The sequence below is a fragment of the Anaerocolumna sp. genome (assembly GCF_032079385.1).
Lineage (GTDB): Bacteria > Bacillota > Clostridia > Lachnospirales > Lachnospiraceae > Anaerocolumna.
Map to the genome: position 1 here is coordinate 29433 of NZ_DAMAUC010000025.1, position 22428 is coordinate 51860.

The 22428-nt window shown below is 35.5% G+C and carries 22 protein-coding genes and 1 tRNA gene; 6 read left to right on the top strand and 17 right to left on the bottom strand.

What is annotated here, in order from left to right; genetic code table 11:
* Position 1: 1 nt before the first annotated feature.
* From RT261_RS16875 to RT261_RS16895, 5 genes are all read right to left on the bottom strand, one after another.
* Positions 2-1372 carry a radical SAM protein gene (locus RT261_RS16875; protein ID WP_313134235.1) on the bottom strand — a complete coding sequence of 457 codons (1371 nt, stop codon included), beginning with the start codon at positions 1370-1372 and terminating at the stop codon, positions 2-4.
* A 42-nt stretch (positions 1373-1414) separates the two neighbouring features.
* A complete protein-coding gene (locus RT261_RS16880; RefSeq protein ID WP_313134236.1) occupies positions 1415-2323 on the bottom strand; it encodes a patatin-like phospholipase family protein in 909 nt (302 codons plus the stop codon).
* A gap of 141 nt (positions 2324-2464) precedes the next feature.
* Positions 2465-3178 carry a polyprenyl diphosphate synthase gene (gene uppS, locus RT261_RS16885; protein WP_313134238.1) on the bottom strand — a complete coding sequence of 238 codons (714 nt, stop codon included), beginning with the start codon at positions 3176-3178 and terminating at the stop codon, positions 2465-2467.
* A 69-nt stretch (positions 3179-3247) separates the two neighbouring features.
* The gene (locus RT261_RS16890; RefSeq protein WP_313134239.1) at positions 3248-3910 is read right to left on the bottom strand and encodes a putative ABC transporter permease; all 663 of its coding nucleotides are present in this window, start codon (positions 3908-3910) and stop codon (positions 3248-3250) included.
* Positions 3897-4397 (bottom strand): HD domain-containing protein, encoded by a 501-nt coding sequence (locus tag RT261_RS16895; RefSeq protein WP_313134241.1) that lies wholly within the window; start codon positions 4395-4397, stop codon positions 3897-3899. The genes RT261_RS16890 and RT261_RS16895 overlap by 14 nt, the downstream gene beginning before the upstream one ends.
* Before the next feature lie 142 nt (positions 4398-4539).
* On the opposite strand from RT261_RS16895, the gene RT261_RS16900 reads away from it, so the two are divergent.
* On the top strand, positions 4540-5112 hold the full coding sequence (locus RT261_RS16900) for a TetR/AcrR family transcriptional regulator (protein ID WP_313134242.1): 573 nt from the start codon (positions 4540-4542) through the stop codon (positions 5110-5112).
* 326 nt (positions 5113-5438) lie between these two features.
* Here the strand turns inward: RT261_RS16900 and RT261_RS16905 are convergent, their stop codons facing one another.
* The 8 genes from RT261_RS16905 to RT261_RS16945 all read right to left on the bottom strand — a co-directional run bounded on the left by RT261_RS16905 (position 5439) and on the right by RT261_RS16945 (position 13091).
* Positions 5439-6761 carry a HAMP domain-containing sensor histidine kinase gene (locus tag RT261_RS16905; RefSeq protein ID WP_313134243.1) on the bottom strand — a complete coding sequence of 441 codons (1323 nt, stop codon included), beginning with the start codon at positions 6759-6761 and terminating at the stop codon, positions 5439-5441.
* Positions 6733-7449 carry a response regulator transcription factor gene (locus tag RT261_RS16910; protein ID WP_313134245.1) on the bottom strand — a complete coding sequence of 239 codons (717 nt, stop codon included), beginning with the start codon at positions 7447-7449 and terminating at the stop codon, positions 6733-6735. The genes RT261_RS16905 and RT261_RS16910 overlap by 29 nt, the downstream gene beginning before the upstream one ends.
* Complete coding sequence (locus RT261_RS16915; RefSeq protein WP_313134246.1) at positions 7430-8497, bottom strand: lysylphosphatidylglycerol synthase transmembrane domain-containing protein; 1068 nt, start codon at positions 8495-8497, stop codon at positions 7430-7432. The genes RT261_RS16910 and RT261_RS16915 overlap by 20 nt, the downstream gene beginning before the upstream one ends.
* Positions 8490-9086, bottom strand: a complete 597-nt coding sequence (locus RT261_RS16920) for a polysaccharide deacetylase family protein (protein WP_313134247.1) — start codon at positions 9084-9086, stop codon at positions 8490-8492. The genes RT261_RS16915 and RT261_RS16920 overlap by 8 nt, the downstream gene beginning before the upstream one ends.
* On the bottom strand, positions 9058-10233 hold the full coding sequence (locus RT261_RS16925; protein ID WP_313134249.1) for an MGDG synthase family glycosyltransferase: 1176 nt from the start codon (positions 10231-10233) through the stop codon (positions 9058-9060). Before RT261_RS16925 ends, RT261_RS16920 begins: the two co-directional genes overlap by 29 nt.
* A 911-nt stretch (positions 10234-11144) precedes the next feature.
* A complete protein-coding gene (locus tag RT261_RS16935) occupies positions 11145-11819 on the bottom strand; it encodes an HAD family hydrolase (protein ID WP_313134250.1) in 675 nt (224 codons plus the stop codon).
* A gap of 269 nt (positions 11820-12088) precedes the next feature.
* On the bottom strand, positions 12089-12883 hold the full coding sequence (locus tag RT261_RS16940; protein ID WP_313134252.1) for a phosphotransferase family protein: 795 nt from the start codon (positions 12881-12883) through the stop codon (positions 12089-12091).
* A 137-nt stretch (positions 12884-13020) separates the two neighbouring features.
* Positions 13021-13091: transfer RNA gene (locus RT261_RS16945), tRNA-Gly, on the bottom strand.
* A 326-nt stretch (positions 13092-13417) separates the two neighbouring features.
* On the opposite strand from RT261_RS16945, the gene RT261_RS16950 reads away from it, so the two are divergent.
* Positions 13418-13987 (top strand): hypothetical protein, encoded by a 570-nt coding sequence (locus tag RT261_RS16950; RefSeq protein WP_313134254.1) that lies wholly within the window; start codon positions 13418-13420, stop codon positions 13985-13987.
* A 138-nt stretch (positions 13988-14125) separates the two neighbouring features.
* On the opposite strand, the gene RT261_RS16955 is transcribed toward RT261_RS16950, so the two are convergent.
* Together RT261_RS16955 and RT261_RS16960 are read right to left on the bottom strand one after the other, a co-directional pair.
* Positions 14126-15331, bottom strand: coding sequence for an MFS transporter (locus tag RT261_RS16955; protein WP_313134255.1), 1206 nt, complete (start codon positions 15329-15331; stop codon positions 14126-14128).
* A gap of 86 nt (positions 15332-15417) precedes the next feature.
* A complete protein-coding gene (locus RT261_RS16960; protein WP_331665520.1) occupies positions 15418-16008 on the bottom strand; it encodes a methylated-DNA--[protein]-cysteine S-methyltransferase in 591 nt (196 codons plus the stop codon).
* A 108-nt stretch (positions 16009-16116) separates the two neighbouring features.
* Here RT261_RS16960 and RT261_RS16965 point away from each other — a divergent pair, with 108 nt between their 5' ends.
* The 4 genes from RT261_RS16965 (at position 16117) to RT261_RS16980 (ending at position 18985) form a co-directional block, all read left to right on the top strand.
* Positions 16117-16767, top strand: a complete 651-nt coding sequence (locus tag RT261_RS16965; RefSeq protein WP_313134257.1) for an HAD family hydrolase — start codon at positions 16117-16119, stop codon at positions 16765-16767.
* A 16-nt stretch (positions 16768-16783) separates the two neighbouring features.
* Positions 16784-17539 carry an exodeoxyribonuclease III gene (locus tag RT261_RS16970; protein ID WP_313134258.1) on the top strand — a complete coding sequence of 252 codons (756 nt, stop codon included), beginning with the start codon at positions 16784-16786 and terminating at the stop codon, positions 17537-17539.
* Positions 17540-17770: 231 nt separating this feature from the next.
* Positions 17771-17941: a hypothetical protein gene (locus RT261_RS16975; RefSeq protein ID WP_313134259.1), complete on the top strand. Its 171-nt coding sequence runs from the start codon at positions 17771-17773 to the stop codon at positions 17939-17941.
* A gap of 18 nt (positions 17942-17959) precedes the next feature.
* Complete coding sequence (locus RT261_RS16980; protein ID WP_313134261.1) at positions 17960-18985, top strand: M42 family metallopeptidase; 1026 nt, start codon at positions 17960-17962, stop codon at positions 18983-18985.
* Between the two features lie 196 nt (positions 18986-19181).
* On the opposite strand, the gene RT261_RS16985 is transcribed toward RT261_RS16980, so the two are convergent.
* Positions 19182-20924 (bottom strand): S8 family peptidase, encoded by a 1743-nt coding sequence (locus tag RT261_RS16985; protein WP_313134262.1) that lies wholly within the window; start codon positions 20922-20924, stop codon positions 19182-19184.
* 141 nt (positions 20925-21065) lie between these two features.
* Entirely contained in the window at positions 21066-22277 is a 1212-nt protein-coding gene (locus RT261_RS16990) for an amidohydrolase (RefSeq protein ID WP_313134264.1), read from the bottom strand.
* Between the last annotated feature and the right edge of the window lie 151 nt (positions 22278-22428).

Sequence of the window (22428 nt, forward strand, 5' to 3'; positions counted from 1 at the left end):
ATCAACCCCTTTCACCCCCACACTGTGAACAACCCGCACAGGAAGTACCAGCATGCCAAAGCTGTTCAGCTTCCGGAGTCCAGTGCTCAGCATAACCTATCGTCCGGGCACACAGTTCCTCCGCGCTTTCCGGTGATTGAGGATCCGTTGAGTGTGCTCCTGTCTTTTTAACTATTTCAGGCAGAAGCTGGGGATTTTCTAACATCGGACAGGGGCGCAGCATATTCTCATTGAAGGGCTGACCGTCATGGTAGGCCATAAAAATAGGGGATTGTAGAGCTTCCAGCAAGGTGCAATTATGAATATTAGCATTGGAATAATGGATAAATACGCAGGGATCAACATCTCCCGCAGCATTGATATGAAGATAGCGTCGCCCACCTGCAATGCAGCCACCAACATATTGTGCATCGTTTTGAAAATCCATGGCAAAGATAGCTTTAGTTTTACGAAATTCCCTGATACGCTTGCATAGTTCTATACGCTGCTCAGGAGTGACCATCAGTTCAGAAACCGCACCCTTTCCTACTGGCATATAATGAAAAAACCATACAAAAAGAGCTCCCATATCTATGATCTTGTCATAGAATTCCTCACTGGTAACATCATTCCAGTTGACGCTGGTATAGCAAACGGAAACCCCAAATGGCAGCTTGTGATCTTTAAGCAGCTGCATGGCATGCATTACCTTAGAGTAAACCCCATCTCCGCGGCGACTGTCATTTGCCTCCTCAAAGCCTTCTAAACTAATTGAAGGTATGAAGTTTTTTACTCGCAGCAGTTCCTTACAAAAATCTTCATCAATCAGCGTCGAGTTTGTAAAGCACAAAAACATACAGTCAGCGTGTTTTTCACATAAGCGTATTAAATCCTGTTTCCGAACCAAAGGTTCACCTCCGGTATAGATATAGAGATATGTACCCAATGCCTTGCCTTGCTCAATAATGGAGTCTATATCCTCAAAAGAAAGATTGAGTTTATGCCCATATTCAGCTGCCCAGCATCCAGTGCATTTTAGATTGCATGCGGAAGTAGGGTCCAATAGGATAGCCCAGGGAATATTACAGCCATATTTTTCACGGTTTTTCTCCTGTTCGGGCCAACCAAAGAAATTCTCATTCAGGATGAAATTGCGGAAGAAGGTAATTCTTGTACCTGCGTCCAACTCATACATTTTCATAATTAGCTGATACCAATTGTCTTTTTTTTCAATTGCCGACATAACAGCCTTACGCTGCTGTGCAAATTCCTCTTTTGGAAGAAAACGATCCACCAGCCCTGCAAGTTTAGGAATGTTTGTTACCGGATCCTTTTCCAAATATTTAATTGCTTGATCAAATCCAAAGGCCTTTGCTTTATCACTAAAATTCATAGTAGATTCTCCTTTACAAAATATACATTCATCTAACCAACATTAAGTTCCGCTTTCTGTTAATTGGGGAGTTGGAGTAGAATGAAATAGATAGGTTTGCAGTTCTTTCCAGCACGATTTTGCAATCTGTAAGCCGTGTTGATAATACGCTTCCAGCGTATCAGGGTCTGTTTCAAATCGTTTGATTTCGGGAAGTTTGGGGCGTATTACAAATACTTTTCCATCTTCTTGAAGCGAGTCTAATAATGCAAGCTGGCTTTGATACATTGCCGGCCGGTTCAATATTGCTTCAAGCAATTGTGGAAAATCCTTGTAAAATGTCTGATACAATATTCTCTGATAGTAATTCATGGTCGGGGCATTGCCACGACTGCGGGTTAAAATAACCACATTTTTAGAGAAGCCCTGGGTAATTGCACGCTCGATGGGTATGGAGTCTGTTAAGCCTCCATCCAGATACTTCTTCTTATCCAGTTCTACCATTTTGGTAAATAACGGTACACTGGCGGAGGCTTTGCCCAAAGTACCAAGTCGATGTTCATCGCTGTTTTCATGAAGATATTCCGCCTTTCCGGTAACGCAATTTGTAACAACGAATTCCGTCTTGATTCCGGAATTAAAAAATGCTTTAAAATTAAAGGGAAGCTGATTGTATGGATACTCATAAAAAATACGGTCTAAATTGATTATGGTTTTAGCATGTAACAGTTGATTTATACCAAAATACTGATTTTTAGCATCTCTTTGAATCATACAGTCTTTCGTATAGCCAACTTGATGTGCGGCATATCCCAGCAAATTGCAGGCTCCTGCAGATACTCCAACTACATAGGGAAATTTCAACCCTTGTTCCATAAAATAGTCCAATACTCCGGCCGTAAATAAGCCTCGAAGTGCTCCACCTTCTAAGACCAGGCTCACATCCTTTGTCTTAACTTCATCCTTTGTCATTTTAATTCCACCATTAGTCTGATTTGAATTTTTGCGCTGGAATTTTTATTCGGAGAACCGGCGCACATTTCTTTTTTCAAAACCAATCTCTCCTTTCCATTTTAAACTGTAATGAATCAATGACATTTATTGAAAACTCTCTTATTTGAGAGAATCTCCGCCAAAACGACGGCTGCGGCATTGATAAGCTCTGAGTGCTTCATTAAAACAATTCTCATCAAAATCAGGAAAAAGAACATCAGTAAAATACATTTCCGAGTAAGCAAGCTGCCACAGCATAAAATTACTGATACGAGTTTCTCCGCTTGTACGCACTAGAAAATCTACAGGTGGCAAATCGGTATAAAGGTACTGGGTAAAAGTTGTTTCATTGATATCTTGTATTTTCAAAGCGTTATCATTTATTTCAATAGCAATTGCTTTGCACGCGTCGACAATTTCCGCTTTCCCACCGTAGTTAAGACAAAAATTAACGGTTGCTCCTGTACAATTCTGTGTTTCAAAGGATAAATAATCTATAGCATTTATTACAGAAGGAACAAGGTCCGCTCTCCTTCCGGAAAAAACAGCCTTTATATTCTCCTTTTTCATTTTCGCAGCCATCTTAGAAAAATTCTTACAAAACAGCTCCATCAGGTATTCAACTTCCTTATCATCTCTTTTAAAATTCTCAGTGGAAAATACAAAGAGACTTATATACGGAATACCTAACTTTACTGCATAATCAATTACTTTTTCTAAGCGTTCAAATCCATACTTATGTCCCATAAATGCGGGCATGTTACGTATTCTCGCCCATCGTCTGTTGCCGTCTACAATAATTGCCAAATGGTTTGGTATACTAATCTTATCCATATTTTTTAATCACCTTATTCTATTATTTATACTAAATCACATCTTCAGAGCTGATATCAGCAGCGTCGTCTAGTTTCCGATGCCTTTTCTTTGCACCCTGATTAAAAGCCCATGTCCTTTTTCAGCAACAGATGAAATTGGTGTATCCCAGAACCTGTCAGTAAGCTTAGAGAACGTTCCGTCTGCTTTATCATAAATTGCAGTATGGAGTATACACAGATGCTCATTAATTCCTTTCCAGCTTCCAAGCGTAAGAACCATATCAATTCCGATGACAATTAAAAAAGCAAGTGCTAATCCATTTAACAAGCTTTCGTTTAATTGAGTGGTAAACTGCATAAGAGTTGGCTGTACGAAAAATTTGACAACTACAACCCCTCCTCCAAAAATAATGCCTCCATATAAGCAAATCCTCCCATGTAGTTGAAAAGGCAGATTGCTATAGTCCCACCATTTTGCATGAAAAAATTTCTCCATGCAGAAAGAGGTAATATATTCTACGACACAACATAAAACAGCCGCAATCGCAAAAACCTCAAAAATATTGGTATTGCTCCTTAATACGAGCAAACATAAAATTGCGCCGGTACCATAAATAGGGCAATATGGTCCAAGTAAAAATCCACGGTTCATAAACCGTCGCTTTCCAAAGATTGAGCAAAAAAGAGATTCATAAAGCCACCCAGTTAAGCTATAGAAAAAAAAACAAATGAATAATTCACTTAAAATCATACTGATATACTCCTAAACATTTTTTTAACTGTATATCATTCATTCGGAATGTTTCTTTCAGAGCACAGAATTTATCCGCAACACATACAATCCAGCTTTCCAAATAATACGGGGGTATGGGTGTCAGCGGAAACATATGCCGAAGAATAATATTTTTCTCTTTTGGTGTCAGTTCAAAATCCTCACAAGCATTCTGCAAGGCTTTTCGAGGATGTGAAAAGGCATGCAGACGATATCCGTTATTTCTATCATGCCAATCATATAGAAAGTAATCGTGAAGCAAAGCACCTCTAATTAGCAATACATAATCCACGTTAAAATGGAGTTTACGTGCAATCCAACAACTTGTGTATGCTACAGCGATACTGTGCTCATATATGCTTATTCTTCCATGCTGCTTATATTTAGTCGTTTGTGGAAAACGTGAATTTTCACACAGCTGCTTAATAACATTTTCAATGGATGGTTCATATTCTTTTAAAACCATATACTAAGAAGTCACCTCCTTTTATACCCCATGTGTTGATTTTTCTATATATATGTATTATAATTACCTGTATGAATATAATCAATTGCCAGTATATCGACTGTTGTGGAATATTCCACACATTTAATGAAAGTGAGGTTTTATGGCTCAGGATAGAAGAATTACAAAGACAAAAACAGCAATTCAAGGAGCTTTTTTCTCAATATTAAAAGACAATAAGTCCTCCAAAATTACTGTTACGGAGATTGCTAATCGAGCTAATATTGACCGAAAGACTTTTTATCTCCATTATGATTCTCCGGAGGCAGTCATGAAGGAATTTTATAAAAATCTCATAAATGATTTTCTTTTGATACTTGAAAAAAATGATTTTTTTGATCGATCTTTTGATGTTTTGGCTTTATTCCAGTCACTCAATGCGCTGGTTCAACGTGACATTGATCTTTATCGGCATATTGCAAAAATGCCGTCCTATGCTTTTTTCTGGGAAGAAATCAAAGATATTGTTAAAAGCGTAGCAATAGAAACATTGTCTAATGGGGTGGATATGCCAAAGGATGAATTTGAGCTATATGCAGAATTTTATGTTGCAGGCATAATAGCAGCTTATTTAAAATGGCTAAGAAATGACGTGAACCTTACGGAAACAGAGGTTGTTAATATCTTGGGCATGGCATCCTTCTATGGATTTCAAAAATTACTTCCCCCAAAATGACAGATGTTTTTCGACATGAATATTCGTAAAATAAAGGCTCTTTGTAAAGTATAGGAATGTAAAGATGTTACACCTATATTTTACAAAGAGCCTTTTCTATATAAATTGTTATCATTCATAATTTAAATAATATTCCAAACCTTATACGGTAATTATTAGATAGCATGAAACCTTCAGTTGTATTTATTCTTATTTAACGGCTAGAAAAATGAAAATGAATAGAATGATTAGAAGGAACATGCTAAAGAGGATTATATCACAAAATAGCTGATTTGTTAATAAAATATTTGTCGAAATATAAGTTTTTCTGTCATGCAGGACGGGGCTTACTGAAATATATAAACAGGCAGAGTGATAATTACATGATAATTTTCATCTTCAATATAGGTTCTCATTTCACCCAAATGTAGTTTAATAATTTCCTGACAATTGATGATTCCCACCCCATGACTTTCAAGAGTGTTATTCTCCAGTATGTAATTGCTGCCGGTTATGCAAAGCTTATTACTGAGGAGAGAAGCCGTATAAATAATAGGCTCACTCTTTCTGGCATATTTAATAAGATTACCCTCCAGATTATTAAATACTCTTTCAATCTGCATGATATCAACCTTTAGGAAGAACTCGTCGTTTAGATCAAGGTCAATGATTACCTGATATCCCTTATCCTCTAAGCTTTCTTCCATGCTGCTAAGTAAATACCGGATAAATTCATTTCCGATAATGATTTCAAAATTATAGCTATAATCTGTATTCTGATTCAGGAAATGGGAAAACAGGTTATCTGTCAAGTCGTTAATAAGAATGGATTTTTCCTTTATTTTTGTCAGGTATCGATTGAGTTCATTGGTATCCGAATATTTTTCTTCCAGTATTAAATCAATATAGCTATTTACCGTAGTCAGCGGTGTTCGGATATCATGGGAGATGGATGTAACTAAATCATAATTTTTTTGCTTTAATATTTCTTCTTCTTTTCTCTGTAAGTCCAATTCCTTACTCATACGATTGATTGAATTAACCAGGTCCGTAATTTCATCTTTTCTTTTCGATTGGATTTCATAGGTTAAATTGCCGCCTTCCAGAATCTGAATCCCTTTTTTAATATCTAATATAGCTCTTACAAGCTTCTTAAATTCGCTAAATATAGAAATAAAAAATATAAGAATACAAAAGATGCCGATTATATAATCCAGTTTTTGCTCAAGCCGCTGTTTAAATAGAATACTTACATATAAGCTGGCCTTTCCATCCTGGAAGGTTATTATCTGAAATGGACTTTTAGCTGGTTCATAATAAATATAGGATACTTTTGGAGTAATTCGAACAATGTAATCTAAGGAATCATAAATAACCATATTATTTTCAACCAGTTTAATATGGGTTAAATTTTGCTTCTTATCCCAGGCTTTAATTGCACCAATATCCTTTATTGAGATATTGTTTTCATTCACATAATTTTGAAAATCCTCGCTTGTATTCCGAATTTTTTCCTGATACACTTCAGAATTCACGTTCATATGATCGATATAATAGACAGCAAGGTTAATCAATAATAAGTAAATAAGAATGCATACCAAACCTGAGGAGGCAACCTTAAGCATCAGCTTTAATTCCAATTTAGAAGATTTTATTCGATTCACCCACATAATACCCTCTTCCCCACATACTTTTTAAATGTTGTGGATTTTTTGGATCTTTCTCAATTTTCTTTCTAAGATTACTTATATGGACAACAATTGTATTATTGTCTAAATAAGAATAGTCCTGACTCCATATGGACTCGTAGAGATTCTGTACAGAAAAAACTTTATTAGGATATTGCATCATTAAACATAGTATATCATATTCAATAGGAGTTAGGGTTATAGGAATATTGTCAACTGTAACACTTTTTGTATTATCATCCATAATAATATTATCTATTTTATAAATGTTTTTCTTTTCTTTGTTAAAAGGCTGATAATGATAACAACGGCGCAGCAAGGCCTTCACCCGAAATATCAGTTCAGCATTGGAAAATGGTTTCACCATATAATCATCCCCGCCGGCTGAAAATCCGATTGCCTTATCCGATTCCATACCCTTTGCTGTTAAAAATAAAATAGGCGCAATGGATACATTACGGATTTCTTTGCATACCTGAAAACCATTTTTCTCCGGCATGGCCACATCGAGAATGATTAAATCAATATTCTCGTCAACTAATTCGATTGCCCGCTTTCCATCAGAAGCCATAACAACATCAAAACCTTCTGCCTTTAAAAGAATTTCAAGGATTTCGCGAATATCAGCATCATCATCTGCAACTAAGATATTAATTTTGTTTTCCTTCAAGAATATCACCTCGTATAGACTGTTTTGTAGTTCTGATATGTGTAAAGATATACATAATAAAACTTAATATTAAAGGTAAGTAGAAGCTTATGATACGGTTGATCAGCATAGCATAAGTTAGCATGTCCTGTGGAAAATAGGAGTCAAATATCTGTAAAAAACCACCTTGGGCAACTCCTTCTGCACCGGGGAGAGGAACTGCCGAAACGGAAATTGTTAATAGAGACTGACAGGTAAGTATATCAAGAATACCCTTTGCTCTATATCCCATACTACAGTATACCAAATAGGGTATGGAATTTAAAGCGGTCATCTGTATTATTGTAACTCCCAATATTTTAAAAAATAAGGAGGGATGCTCCTTTAATATCGTAGCTTTTTTGCGATAGGAGGTAAGACTTTTACCTAACTTGTTTCTGGTTTCCTCTACTTTCTTAATAAGTCTTAGTTTATTTCCTGCCTTTAAGATTATTTCTGCAATGGAAGGTGCTGCTTTCTTAGAATACATAAGGGAAAATAATATAAAAATCACCCCGGTATTTATAACAAATCCATATATAAATAAATAGCGCAGCTTGTTTATAAAATATATGGATTGGGAAAATCGAAGCAAAGTCATGATAAAGCCTGAAAGAATCATAGTTATCTGATAAACATATACAATAAAAAAAATAGTAACGGAGGACACGGCTATAGGAATTTTATCCTGTTTCATATAATATATTTGAGCCGGCTGTCCTCCGCTGGCGGAAGGAGTGATAGAACTGAAGTAAAAACCAATACTGGCATATTCAAAACATCTTAAAAAAGGTACTTTATGGTTCAGTGTCTTTAGTATAAGATATATATTTAACGCTTCGCAGGAGACGAAGAGAACCATCATGCTCAATCCGCTAAGAAGATAAGCAAAATTAGCTTTTACGAAAGCATTTCGTAAATCTTGAAGGGTATATCCTTTAAGATAATAGAAAAAGGTAATAACAATAAGTGCCAATAAAATAAGAACGCTAATTATTTGCTTTCTGACTTTTATACCTTGATCATGCATGATTAAAAAATTCCTCGACAGTTACAAAGCTGTAACCTTCTTCTTTTAATTTTGGAATTACTATTTTCAGGGCATCTATGGTGTTAAAAGGAGAACCCTTAGCTCCACCATATTTTTCACATCCATCGTGGAGACAAATAATGGCGCCATCAAAAACCTTTTTCTGAATCTTATTTGCCAATGTTTCTGGAGTATTCCCAGCTTTCCAATCTCCGACCATGACATCCCATAATACCATATGCAAATTATGCTTTTTAACAAATATCCGGGTAAAAATATTTCTTACACCCCATGGCGGACGATAGTATCTTATATTGCAATTCATATTTTGCAATAATTCTAAACTTTTTGAAAAGTCATGTTTCATATAGGGATAGCTGCTTAAAAAGGCATGTCTATGCTCCAGGGAATGAAGAGCTATACAATGTCCTTCCTTTTTCATGCGGTCAATTAATTCCGGATATTGATCTGCGTTTTTAGCTACAACGAAAAAAGAAGCTTTTATTTTCTCATCTTTTAATATATCCATTATTTTTCGAGTATAAATCGGAGCTGGTCCGTCATCGAATGTTAAAACTAATCTCTTCATTTATATCATAATCCTCCCTTATTGGATGGTATATATTTTTAAAACCGTTACTTTCCAAAGGATTTGTTTTGTCTATGGTCATTTCAAGTACATTAGTTAAGTTGTACTTACTTAATTGCCCTTTTATCTTTCTAATATTACGTTTGTAATTATTTAGACGGCGATAATCCAGCATTTTTTCAATTTCATTCAGACATTGTTTGCTATTGCCATGAACAATGGTGCCAATGCCCGTTTTCTGAATAAACTGTGCATTATATATTTCCTGCTGCATAGATGGATTTAAAGCAAGTATAGGTACTTCGGCATAAATTGCTTCAAAAGTCGTAATTCCCCCAGGCTTTGTAATAATAACATCGGCCTGCTTCATATATTCACAGACATTATTCACATACCCTAATACGTTAATGTTTTTGTATTTGCCTTCCAGCCGTTCATACAAATTATGATTTTTGCCGGTTATTATTGTAACCTCTGTGTTGGGCAAAAGTTCTAAACCTTTGTAGAAATGATAAGTCTTAGGAAGCATTCCCAACCCGCCGCCCATAATAAGAATCTGTCTTATATCTTTGCTTTTGGCAGTTTCAAAGAAATTGTTATTTAGAAACTCTAATCGGACAGGTAATCCGGTTTCAAATATTCTATCCGGCAATACACCTTTTGATATAAACTTATTGGTTACAAAAGGTGATCCTACGAAATAGATATCCGTATTCTTATTAATCCATTCGGAATGGCCGGTAATATCTGTGACGCAAGTGATTAAAGGGATACAGGAACCGGTTTTTTCTTTATATAGCGACATGAATTGAGAGCAGGCAGGAAGTGTAGAAATAATCATATCCGGTTTCTTTTCATCCAATAATTTTATAAAACTTTTTTTAAAAAATGCATTAAGATCAGGCTTTTGATCCGTCTTCTTGTTCTCCAATATCCGGTATCTGATGTTGTATATCTTATGGCCTTTGTTTACGAGAAAATGATAAAATGAATAATATTTATTAGCTAAGCTTGGTGATACATAGTCCAGCCAATCAATCACCTCGATATCAGCATTAAAATGGCTATTCTCAATTTGTTGTTTGAGCGCTAATGCGGCCGTCATATGACCCATACCAAATTTTCCTGTCATTATGATTATTTTCATATTACCATACTCCTCTATCTGAATTGCTAAATTAAAGTATACTAGCTTAATATTTAGTTTCTATAAAGCAAATATTAAGAATTATTAAGACCAAGAAAGGGCACAAAAAGGTTCCTTATAAATTTTAACTTTTTTAGTTTTGACATTTCATTTTATCCTCGTAAAACATTAATAAACTTAACCATATTTAACTAATCAAAATAAAAAGCAACATGTAGAATAAACTCCTGACATGTTGCTTTTTGCTTGTACTAATAGTACAAGGTAGATGAAGTAAAACTTTATGATAAATTCAATTTTGCTTTCAACTTATATCGCAATCACGGGGGCTGCGATTTCTAATAAAGAACGGCTGCCGGGAATTATTATTTTCTTTATATCATATGCGTGAGCTTTCATAAAGTTGCATTTGGTGTTCTTGGTTACAGCGTACCTGTCGGCAGCTGCACGTTTGGCTATACAAATATAAAATTTCTATTTAACTAAGGATCACTTTTATATTAGGTATATTTCATAATAAGGATAAAGTTTTAAGGGAATTCATTTGGATTCCCTTCTTTTACTAATCGAATCAAAAATTGCATAAATAGATTTTTTGGATATAACTAACTGCAAAAATGAAAAGGAATAAAATAATGAGAGCCTATCCTAATTCTTTATTAGACCCTGCAGAAGTTACAATTTGTTTGATTGATTATAAGCCACAGATGTTCTGCCCTTATTAATCGCTTAAAGAGTTTTCGTAAAGTAATACCACTTTCCTGTTACAGGATAATTTTGTAATGCAAATGTTCCTTATATCCATGTTTTATATAAATCATAGGTGCTTGAAAGCTGAAGGTGTCTAAAAAAGCGTATTTGCATCCTGACTCCTTTGCGGCTTTTTCTGCCTGATTTAAAATTTCCTCCTCCTACATATCCACAAAATTCACTACATCAAGGGGTTTTTCTATTTGGAAGAAGTCATGCTTTCGTTTTGAAGGTTGCGCTGTTCCTTCTTGTAAATACCAAGCTGCTTGAACTGCTTTCATACCAAGTTTTCTAGCAGTCTCCAACTCATTACTGCCTCCATCTCCAACATATATACATTCCTCTGCTTTCACAGAAAAACCATCCATGCATCTTTGGAAAATCTCCTCATCTGGCTTTTGAATCCCCTGTTCATATGAAAGATAAATAGCATCAAAGTATGGGAATAGTTCGCTTCTTCGGATTACATCCGCTTCTTCTGAAAAACAGTTACTTATTAACCCGACTAAAAAGCCCCTTTTTTTCAGTGTTGAAAGCATTGGAATAATTTCAGTATGTAAATGTCTAAAACACTCTTCCTTTGCCGCTATACGTTTTTCTACAATTTCCTTTAAAAGTGTTTCGGAGTAACAATGATTCTCTCGAAGAATCATTTCCAATACCTCCTCCAATGTTAACTTCCCTACAGAGCGTTCATGTTCAGTGGGACGCCAAAGTGAATGAAATTTATCTTCTGGAATTCCTGCATCCTCCGCCATTTGTGTTCCAAAATATAGTGGACTATGATAGTGCGTAATCAATGTTTCAAACATGTCAAAAATTACTGCTCGTGCCATTGTTTTTCCTTCCTACAAATTCCGTTTGTCTGTGTATTTAATAAATTATTAACTTATTGTACCATGTTTTTGCATATAAAAAAGACATAACTTTCCCTTAACAGAAAGTTATGTCTTTTTTGAGTAATAGTGGAAAAAAGATTTTTAAGAACAGTAATATCATATGGATTATAGCCTGCCCATGAACTGGAACTTTCATTACTATAACAACCTCATGTATTCATATGTATATTTCTTAAAATAATCTATATTGTAAGCAGTTGTGCTGTTTATATAACCAACAACTCTTGATGAATAATACTTTTTAAATATGGTAACTCTGATTCTATTCCTTCATTTAATCTTGCAGCGGCAACCGGTAAAAGCCATCTTTCTACTTGTTGAATTGCTATGCCTGTTGTTTGCAGATATTGCTTGATATAATTTCTATAGAAGATTTTTCGGAAAACATGTAGTGTGAGCCTTTCTACGGTGGACATATCATACGGCTGCACATTCGACTCCAAGATGAGGCTGGTTCTGCATATATCGGCACATGGGTCGCCGCTTCCCGCTGTCATCCAATCAATCACACTGGCATTTCCGTTAAATATCATAACATTACCGGGATGAAAATCATAATGACATAAGCGGTCACCATTTGGCAATGTTTCTAAGTAGCTGAGGATAGCATCTCTATCCTTTTTATTTATGGACTGTACATTCCATATCGCTCTGGATAAAGATTCTTTTATATTGGGCAATGTTGGTACCGACTTGCTATGCATTTCAGCGTGCATATCAGCCAGTTGTCTTGCATATATTCTAATTTTCAACGGGTTTCTTTGCATTGACTGAAGCATACTTATGCCTTGAATATACTCATAAACAATACATTTTTTATCATCAATATCTAAAACCTCATAGGCATGAGGCGCCGATATTTCTAAATTGTCAATTATCTTAGCACGCTCATATTCCACAATGGCAAGATGGGAAAATTGTTTGTGAAAAACTTTTATAACCTTGTTTTCTCCATATCCAAATACGTCTGCTGTTCTTCCTTTTCCAATTAAGTTTTCCATTGTTCACCGCTTTCCCATGTGCCGATTATATAATCTATACGACAGTTTTCGGTTTATCGTCGTGATGCAATATCTTCACATTCTTGTGCATATAAAAAGACATACTATCCCCTTGGCGGAAGTTATGCCTTTCTTAAAGCGGATAACGGGAATCGAACCCGCAACACCAGCTTGGGAAGCTAACGTTTTACCATTAAACTATATCCGCATATATTCGTAAATATTTCTTAGATTTCTAAAACATATAAAAACCTAAGTTAATTATATACCTATAAAATTTAATATACAATGCTTTTATAATTAAATTTAAAAATTATTCAAAATTTACTTGATGGGATAGATTTGCAGAATATTACAATATAGAACTTTCTCATTTCTCTTGACAATCTAAAATAATTAGCATAAAATATACATGACATTACAGCTGACAAGACAGCAAGACAATGAATAGGAACAGAATAAATAAAAATTAAAAGTTATAATTTTATTTATCCAAAAAGGAGTTATTACAACATAACAGAAAAGAGGAGAGATATGAGAAGACAAAACAAAGTACAAATTATAGCAATAGCAGCACTCCTTTGTGCACTTGGAATATTAATACCAATGATTGCGCCTAAGATAGTTATAGAACCGGCATCCTATACCCTAGCCAGCCATGTACCCGTATTCATAGCCATGTTTATATCACCGGCAGTAGCCATATCCGTAGCATTTATAACAGGTCTAGGTTTTTTAATATCAGGATTTCCCATTGTTATTGTATTACGAGCCCTATCACATATCATTTTTGCAGTAATCGGTTCCTATGCCTTAAAGAAAAATTCCAATCTATTAGCAACTGGTAAGTCTACTTTCCTTTTTAATCTAGTAATGGCCCTAATTCATGCTGTAAGTGAAGTAGCAATTGTAACTTTCTTCTACTGGGGAAGCAATATGACAAGTGCTTACTATGATAAAGGATACCTATTATCAGTTGTTGTTCTTGTAGGATTAGGAACTATAATTCACAGTATGCTGGACTTTACAATTGCAATGTATGTATGGAAACCTGTTCAAAAAGTTGTTTCTGTACCTGTTAATGTAAAGTTATCTTCGAAATAAATATTTGACTTATTAAAATAGAAGTGTTACAAAAAAGATTCTATAATAAATATGTCACAGAGCCAAAAACTAAGTGCAAATGCCTAAATCATTTAGATTCAACATTTGCACTTGTTTTTTAGCGCTCTTACTAAGTTTTTATCGTATTTCTTTTTTAGGATCTTCAGTAGAAAAGCAAACAATGATAAAGCCGATTCCCGTAACGATTGTGCCCACCAATAACATGGCAGATACGCCTTTGGTATCTAAGATTCTTCCGCCGGTGATACTTCCGATTGCTCCCACCAGGCTAAAGGTAGCAACTCCAACCATAGACTGGCCTTTTACACTATTTTTGGAATCGATAATTTCGTTTACATAATAAACAGAAGCAGGCGTAAATAGTGCATAGCCAAATAACTGAAGTAATTGTGATAAATTAATGGTAAGCATATTTGGTGCAAGCCATACGATACCTGATTTTATGAAAAAGAAAAACGAGGATATTTTTAATAGAGTACTGCATTTAACCTTTTTTACAATAAGAATAAAAACAGCCATGGTAGGTAGTTCTAAGCCGGCAGCAATGGCAAGAGATAATCCCATATCAGCATTATCGCCGCCTACATTTTCTACAATATTAATTAAATATGTATTAATAAGGTTATGAGAATACATAACCATTGTCATTCCAATTAAAAGAACAGTGAACTTTTTGTACTTTTTTAAGAATGCAAATATACCGTCAGATTGTTTTGAATCTGATTCTAAAACTTCGTTTTCCGGCAAAGATAAAGAGCTGGTGTCTATTTTAAACAGGATAAGAGCTACAATGAATAATACATAACATACAAGAAAAATCGGTAATAGAATATTACCGCTATAATAATTTAATATTAAACCCAGACCAAATGAAGTTAAGGAGAATGCAATGGAACTGATTCCTCTTGCCAGCCCGTAATTCATTTGGATTCCTAAGTTCATATATTCTAATGCCAGTGAATTTAATAAAGATACTAAAGTTATCTGGATAGCCATTATGAACATGAAACAAATGGTTATAAATATGTAGGAATCAGGTATGATTAATAATATAAAGCCAAGTGATAATACCATAAGCATAAGGACCATGGTAATAGTTCGTAATGATACTTTATCTGTTCTGTCTGCAAAGCCGGCTATTAAAGGCTGTATAATAATGGACAGTACAGAAGCCAGGCATAGTGTGATGCCAACTTGTGTGTTATCAAAGCCTCTGGACTTTAGATATATATTTGCAAATCCCAGGACAAAACATTGACAGATCCAGAATACACTTTGCAATAGTGCGTATTTTAAAGTTAATTCTCTTGATATTTTTCCCATATTACTCACGAAGATGCTTCATAATAAGGATTTTAAAAGTTTACTTTTGAAATGATCAAGAATATAAACTTTTAAAAGTTATCGTATTATGCATTAGCATGCTTATTATCCTCCATTTCCAATAACATTTCTTTAATGTGCAATCCACCGCCATATCCTACTAATGCTCCATTGGAGCCAATGACTCTATGGCAGGGGATGATAATGGGGATGGGGTTTCTATTGTTAGCCATACCCACAGCCCGGCATGCTTTTGGATTACCAATTGCTTCCGCAATCTGTTTGTAGGTCATAGTTTCACCATATGGAATTGTCATTAATGCCTTCCATACTTCTTGCTGGAAAGGGGTACCCTTTAATGCCAGAGGCAGCTGAAAAGTTTTACGGGTTCCATTAAAATACTCCTCAAGTTCTTTTTGGACTTCCTTTATAAATGGAGTTTCCATAATATTTGAATCCTTCGGGTTGGATTCTCCAAAATCAATGGATATAAGCTGTGAATCGCATTCGGTAATGGTAATTTTACCTATCTTAGTTTCATATGTAAATGAATGTTCCATATTGCCCCCATTTCCAGTGTTTTTGCACCTTTTAAAATCTATGTACCTTTGTATTTTCACGTACTTTACATAGATTAAGTATACGTCATAGGAGGCTATTCCGTCAATGAGATTCATAGTTTTCCTCTCTTGAGATTGGAAATGATACCTTGCATTTTACACTATAAGAGGATAAAATAAAGTAAATTTATACTTTACTATTAATTGTCGAGAAAGGAAAGAAGGATGATACAATACATACTCATTGATTTAGATGGAACTATCACAGATTCCCAGGAAGGAATTGCAAAAGGCATTCAATATGCTTTGAAAAAAATGGGGATAAATATAGAAGATTTAAATTCTTTAAGGAGGCATATTGGCCCGCCATTAAGAGACAGCTTTATGGAATATTTTGATTTTGACGAAGAAAAGTTGGAAGAAGTAGTAAGATGTTATAGAGAATACTATGAGGAAATAGGTATATTTGAAAATGAAGTTTATGCCGGAATGAAGGATTTGTTCGAAAAATTAACTTCTGCCGGTAAGAAGCTTATAGTAGCTACTTCCAAACCAGAATTATTTGCAAAAAGGATTATGGAGCATTTTGATTTAGCAAAATATTTTACGGATATCTGCGGCAGCACCATGGATGGCTCCCGAGAGAAAAAAGGAGATGTTATTCGTTACACTCTTGAGAAGAATCACATTACCCAACTGGATCAGGTGGTTATGGTAGGAGATCGTTTTTACGATATTACCGGAGCTAAAGAAAATGGACTTGCCTCTGTTGGAGTACTTTATGGTTTTGGAGACCGTAAAGAACTGGAAGAGGCAGGTGCAGGGCAAATAGCAGAAACGGTAAAAGATTTAGAAGAAATATTAATGAACATGTAGTAGAAGGGAGGACGTTATGAAGTTAGTATCATGGAATGTAAATGGATTAAGAGCTTGTTTAAATAAAGGCTTCGAAGACTTTTTTAAAGAAGTGGATGCGGATATGTTCTGCATACAAGAGACAAAAATGCAGCCGGAGCAGGCAGATATCTCTTTTGAAGGCTATTCTATTTACTGGAATAGTGCAGTAAAGAAAGGGTATTCCGGAACCGCTATTTTTACGAAGAAAGAACCTTTATCCGTCTCCTATGACTTTGGTCTGGACAAGCATAATGATGAAGGAAGAGTAATCACCCTGGAATTTGAGGAGTTTTATTTGGTAACGGCTTATACGCCAAACGCCCAAAGAGGACTTACAAGGATTGATTACCGTATGGAATGGGAAGATGATTTTAGAAACTACCTGGTGGAATTAGATAAGAAGAAGCCTATTATTCTGTGCGGTGATTTAAATGTGGCTCATAACGAAATCGATTTAAAGAACGCCAAATCCAATGTTAAAAATGCCGGTTTCTCTAATGAAGAGCGTGGAAAGATGACAGAATTATTAGAGGCAGGTTTTGTGGATTCTTTCCGGTATCTCTATCCGGATTTAACCGGAGCCTACACCTGGTGGTCCTATATGTTTAACGCAAGAGAGAAAAATGTAGGGTGGCGTATTGACTATTTTATTGTGTCGGAAAAGATAAAAGAAAAGATACAGGATAGTATTATCCATAAAGATATTTTTGGAAGCGATCATTGTCCGGTGGAGATAGATATTCAATTGTAGAAGAGAAAAGGTGTTATAAAAATAACTTCACAAAGAGAAGACTATTTTTTATTAAGAACTCGAAAATGATTTCGGTAGAATTTCATTTAGAATTCTCACGTTTTGATTCATTTAAATTTTAAAATTATTCATTATTTAAATATGGCAAAGAGACATTATGTTTTAAAGGTTGAAAGAAAATATAAATAATGAAAGGCAGCCACGGAATAATTCTTTCAACCTCTTTTAATAGTGGCAGTATCACATGTAAACAGAGGATTATATCGTAAACAGAGTGCATCTGTAAGTAGAATTACATTGCAAACAGAATACATCTGCAAACAGAATATGTCTGCAGACAGAGTTACATTTGCAAACAGAATTGCATCTGCAGACAAATATAATATCTGCCAGAATATGTGATATACATTGGGTGTAAATATGCAAATCGTAGAATATATTATTGAGACCTTAGAAAAAGTAGTGAATATTCCAAGTCCTTCCGGTTTTACTAAGGATGTAATACAGTTTGTAAGATCAGAAGCAGAAAGTTATGGTTATTCCTGTGAACTAAGTAATAGAGGCGGGTTGGTTATATCAGTTCCTGGTCAGAGCCAAGAAACCTTAGGATTATCTGCTCACGTAGATACTTTAGGAGCTATGGTCCGCTCCATATCCGGTAATGGTATGTTAAAATTTACTTTAGTTGGCGGTTACACTATGCAGAGTGTAGAAGGCTGCTATTGTAAGATACACACCAGAGATGGAAGAGTTTATACTGGTACCATATTGGCTAAAAGCCCCTCTGTTCATACTTATGATGATGCCAAAACGCTGGAACGCAGCGAAAAGAACATGGAAGTCCGCATTGATGCAGTTGTAAATTCCAAAGAAGATGTCATAAAACTTGGTATTAACAGTGGTGATTACATCAGCTTGGAACCTTATTTTGTATACACAGAAGAAGGATTTATAAAATCCAGACATTTAGACGATAAGGCCTCCGTTGCAGTTTTACTTGGCCTTCTAAAGCATATGAAAGAGAATAATGTAATTCCAAAGAAGAATATAAAAATTCTAATTAGTAATTATGAAGAAGTTGGTTTTGGTGCAAGCTGGATTCCAGAGGATATTACAGAACTTATTGCAGTGGATATGGGAGCCATGGGAGATGACCTAAATGGAACCGAATATGCAGTTTCTATCTGTGCAAAAGATTCTTCGGGTCCTTACGATTATGAAATGACGAATAGATTGATCGCATTGGCGAAAGAAAATAATATTTCTTACGTAGTGGATATATTCCCTCATTACGGTTCTGACGTATCAGCTGCTTTAAGAGGCGGTAATAATATCAGAGGAGCTTTAATCGGACAGGGAATACATGCGTCTCATGGAATGGAAAGAACGCACAAGGATGCATTAGAGAATACATTTAAGTTGTTAAAGGCTTATGTAATTGATTAAAGAAATTTTATAAAGCATATAACGTAATACGTAAATATGAAGCTGCTGCAACATAACAAACTGTCATTCTGGACGGGCTCTGTATGATAGAATTTGTTAAGAATCCAGCTAGTCTACCCTTTCTGAGATTCACCCTTTTAAGATTAGAATGACAGCTTTGCGGCCACTTTCGTAATATAAAATTAATAAATGAGTACTATCTGGCATAGTACTCATTTATTAATATAACGTAGGTATTGTAAATGTCTAAGATACCAAAGCCCCATTGCTTATTTGGGTACGCTACATCAGGGAGTCGTTTTGCGCCTTTGATTAATAAGTTTCCAATTTCAGGGGTATGCATTGTAGGGTAATTACCTCGTACAACGCCCCATTCTAATATCATGGCTGCAACACCAGCAGTATGTGCAGCTGCCAGACTTGTTCCGTTTAACCTTGCGAACTCGTTATTTAATATGGGACTTAAAATGAACATACCCGGAGCTGCAAGATCCGGTTTTATGAATCCATTAGAGGTAAACCCATTGCTGGCATGATAAAATAAGGTATCATTAATATGGTTATAGGCAGTGATTACAATTGCAAATTCCGAATTCCCCGGTGTAGTTAACGTAGTCTCATTTTCGGGCTTTAAGAAAAAAGTCCCCCGGTTAATAAAGTTATCCATAGGAAGCCATACATGGTATCTTGACGGAAGAGTACCTTTACCCTCTATGCGAAATCCCCATGTTCCCGGTAGTGGCTGGTCAAAACGAAATACAATTAATTGATCACCGGAGGCAGTGCCCTTTATAATGGAATCAATCAGGATTTGGGTATCCTGATAATGAACTTGAATTGTATTTTGTTGGGGAGGAATAGGAGGAACACGAACAATGTCTTCACCAGCGGGAGTAATTATATTCACGGATACGGTATTTGGCGCAGCACACCATAGTTCCATAGAGAATCCGCTCTCATTGCCGCCTACATTTAATTCAAAATAATCCAGATTATCTCCCGAAGGACTTTCTTTGAAATAATGATGTCCCAAGTTCCCTTCATTTCCGGCAGCTATGACAACAGCAACGCCGGGTATCCTGCTGGTTCTGGTTAAAAAAGAGCTTAGTATTCCTACTTCTGCATGGGAACCTTGATTTGTTCCTACTCCTATACAAATAACAATAGGGCGCTTTAATCTTTGGGCGGCTTGCAATAAATATGCTATCCCAAATATAATGTCATTCTCTTGATAGCATATGGAGCCTTCAGGAATTTTAAAAAAGTCCTTCAGATATGGCTTTGCAGTCTTTAATTTAACAGCAATAATTTCAGCATTCGGTGCAACTCCCGTAAATGAATAATCCGGCTGAGGAAAGCCGGCAGCAACACCTGCTAATGCGGTTCCATGACCGATTTCATCAGTGCTGGGTACAATATCAAACGGGTTTGGACTATTTATTGCATTATTAATCTGCTCTCTTGAGAATTCTGTTCCATAATATAAGTCTTGTGGAAAATTATCTTCACTATAAATAGTTTGATCCCAGATAGAGACTATTTTTGAAGTCTTATCTTCATATTGAAAGACAGGATTCATATAATCAATTCCGGTATCCACAAGACCTATTAATACCCCCTCTCCTTTTAAATCAAAATTTGGCTTTTCTCGAAGCATTAAAATGTTGGAAGCATTTAAACAAGAAGTGGAGAGTATGTGGCAGCTTGGAGGTGCAGACAATAGCCCAAAGCATTTTGGCATGGCTTCATAGCCATATTTGTATAAACTATTATATGTTATATTACACACAGGTATATATGCAACGCTTAAAGTATTATCAACTATATTAGTGGTGATATTTTCATTACACTGAATAGCAGAGGATAATCTGTTGGAGTCGGTAATAAATAAGTCGGCATAATCATAGCTAGTGATTTTATATCTTTCTTCACGATTCATATATTCACCATAGTCACCTCATAATTCCTATTATATTCATATGTATAATTTGGAAAATAGTGCGAAAAATAAAATGTTTTTCTATAAAAGAAAACCGCAAACTTTTTAATTTTGTTCAGCCTGCGGTTTTATCTTGCATATTTATTTAAAATTTCCGGAAACAAAGTTACCTTTGAAAAGAACCACCCTATCAGGACAAACTCGCCCTATTAAATGAGCGGAGGATTCTGCTTTTACGAATAATATGTTGGCTTTATCACCAATACTAGGCCATGTTGGATTTCCTTCATTATTAAATGGAGTAATACCCTTCGTTACTAATCCTAAAGCCTGGGATAAAGATGTTTCATCTGTCATGGAGAATACTTCTGCAGCCCGGCTTGCACGTTGAATTAAGTCGCCTGTACCAAAGGGACTCCAGTGGTCATTGATATTATCATTCACAACATGAACATTGACTCCATATTTTTTCAGCATCGGTATAGACAAGGCCGGAATATCGATAGGTACCGTTGTATTAATGGCTACCTGAGCATCTTTCAGCCGCTTTGCGATTCCTTCTAATTCTTCCCCGGAAATATCAGCTAATGCAAATCCGTGGCTAATCTGTACTTTGCCTTGGAGATTGTATTCTATTGTATAATCAAGAATCCGGTTGATTTCATAGATACCCAAACTGCCTCTGTCATGCAAATGAATATCAACTTCCTTTTTATATTTGGAAGCCAAATGGAAGGTGGTGGTTAAAGATTTCTCAATATCACCATCAATAGTTGCAGGATCCAATCCTCCTATGATTTTTACATGATCATCTTCTAATGCTTTTGATAATAGACCTTTTTCTTCTGTTTTCAATGTACCGTGCTGAGGGAACACAGCTATTTCATAATCCAATTTGTGCTTGTTCTCTTCCAGAACCTCTTTAATGATGGACAAATTCTCTAATTCGATTGTAGGATCTACATTGACGTGTACCCGTAAGAAGGTGGCGCCCTTTCCTGTGATTAAATCAATTAAAGCCTGTGCTTTCTGAGGGGTATCTGCTAAGAAGTCACGTAAAAAGCCTTGTTCTTCTTCAATTCTTTCTGCTACCCTGCCCATAGGAACAACAGCATGCCATTTGCCGCCGTAATGGCCTTTGTCCAAATGTATGTGATTATCTGCTAAGGCTGGTAAAGCTAAATATCCTTTTGCGTCAACAATATCTTTATTATCTTCCGGAACGGATTCCGCTATTTCTTTTATAATTCCGCCTTCAATATTCAAAGCAATCGGTTTGGTTTTTGTAACAACCGTATTTTTAGCGATTTCTTCTCTGGCGTATTCTATTCGTACATTCTTAATCCAACTCATAACCTTACCTTTCCCTTTATCAAAATTATTAAACTTGCTGTTTCTTAGTATTATCCCAAAAGTATTTAACCATATCTAATTACATATGGATTTATATTATTACAAAAGGGGTGTGAGGAAAGTCGCAAATTTGCTTTATTATATCTTTATA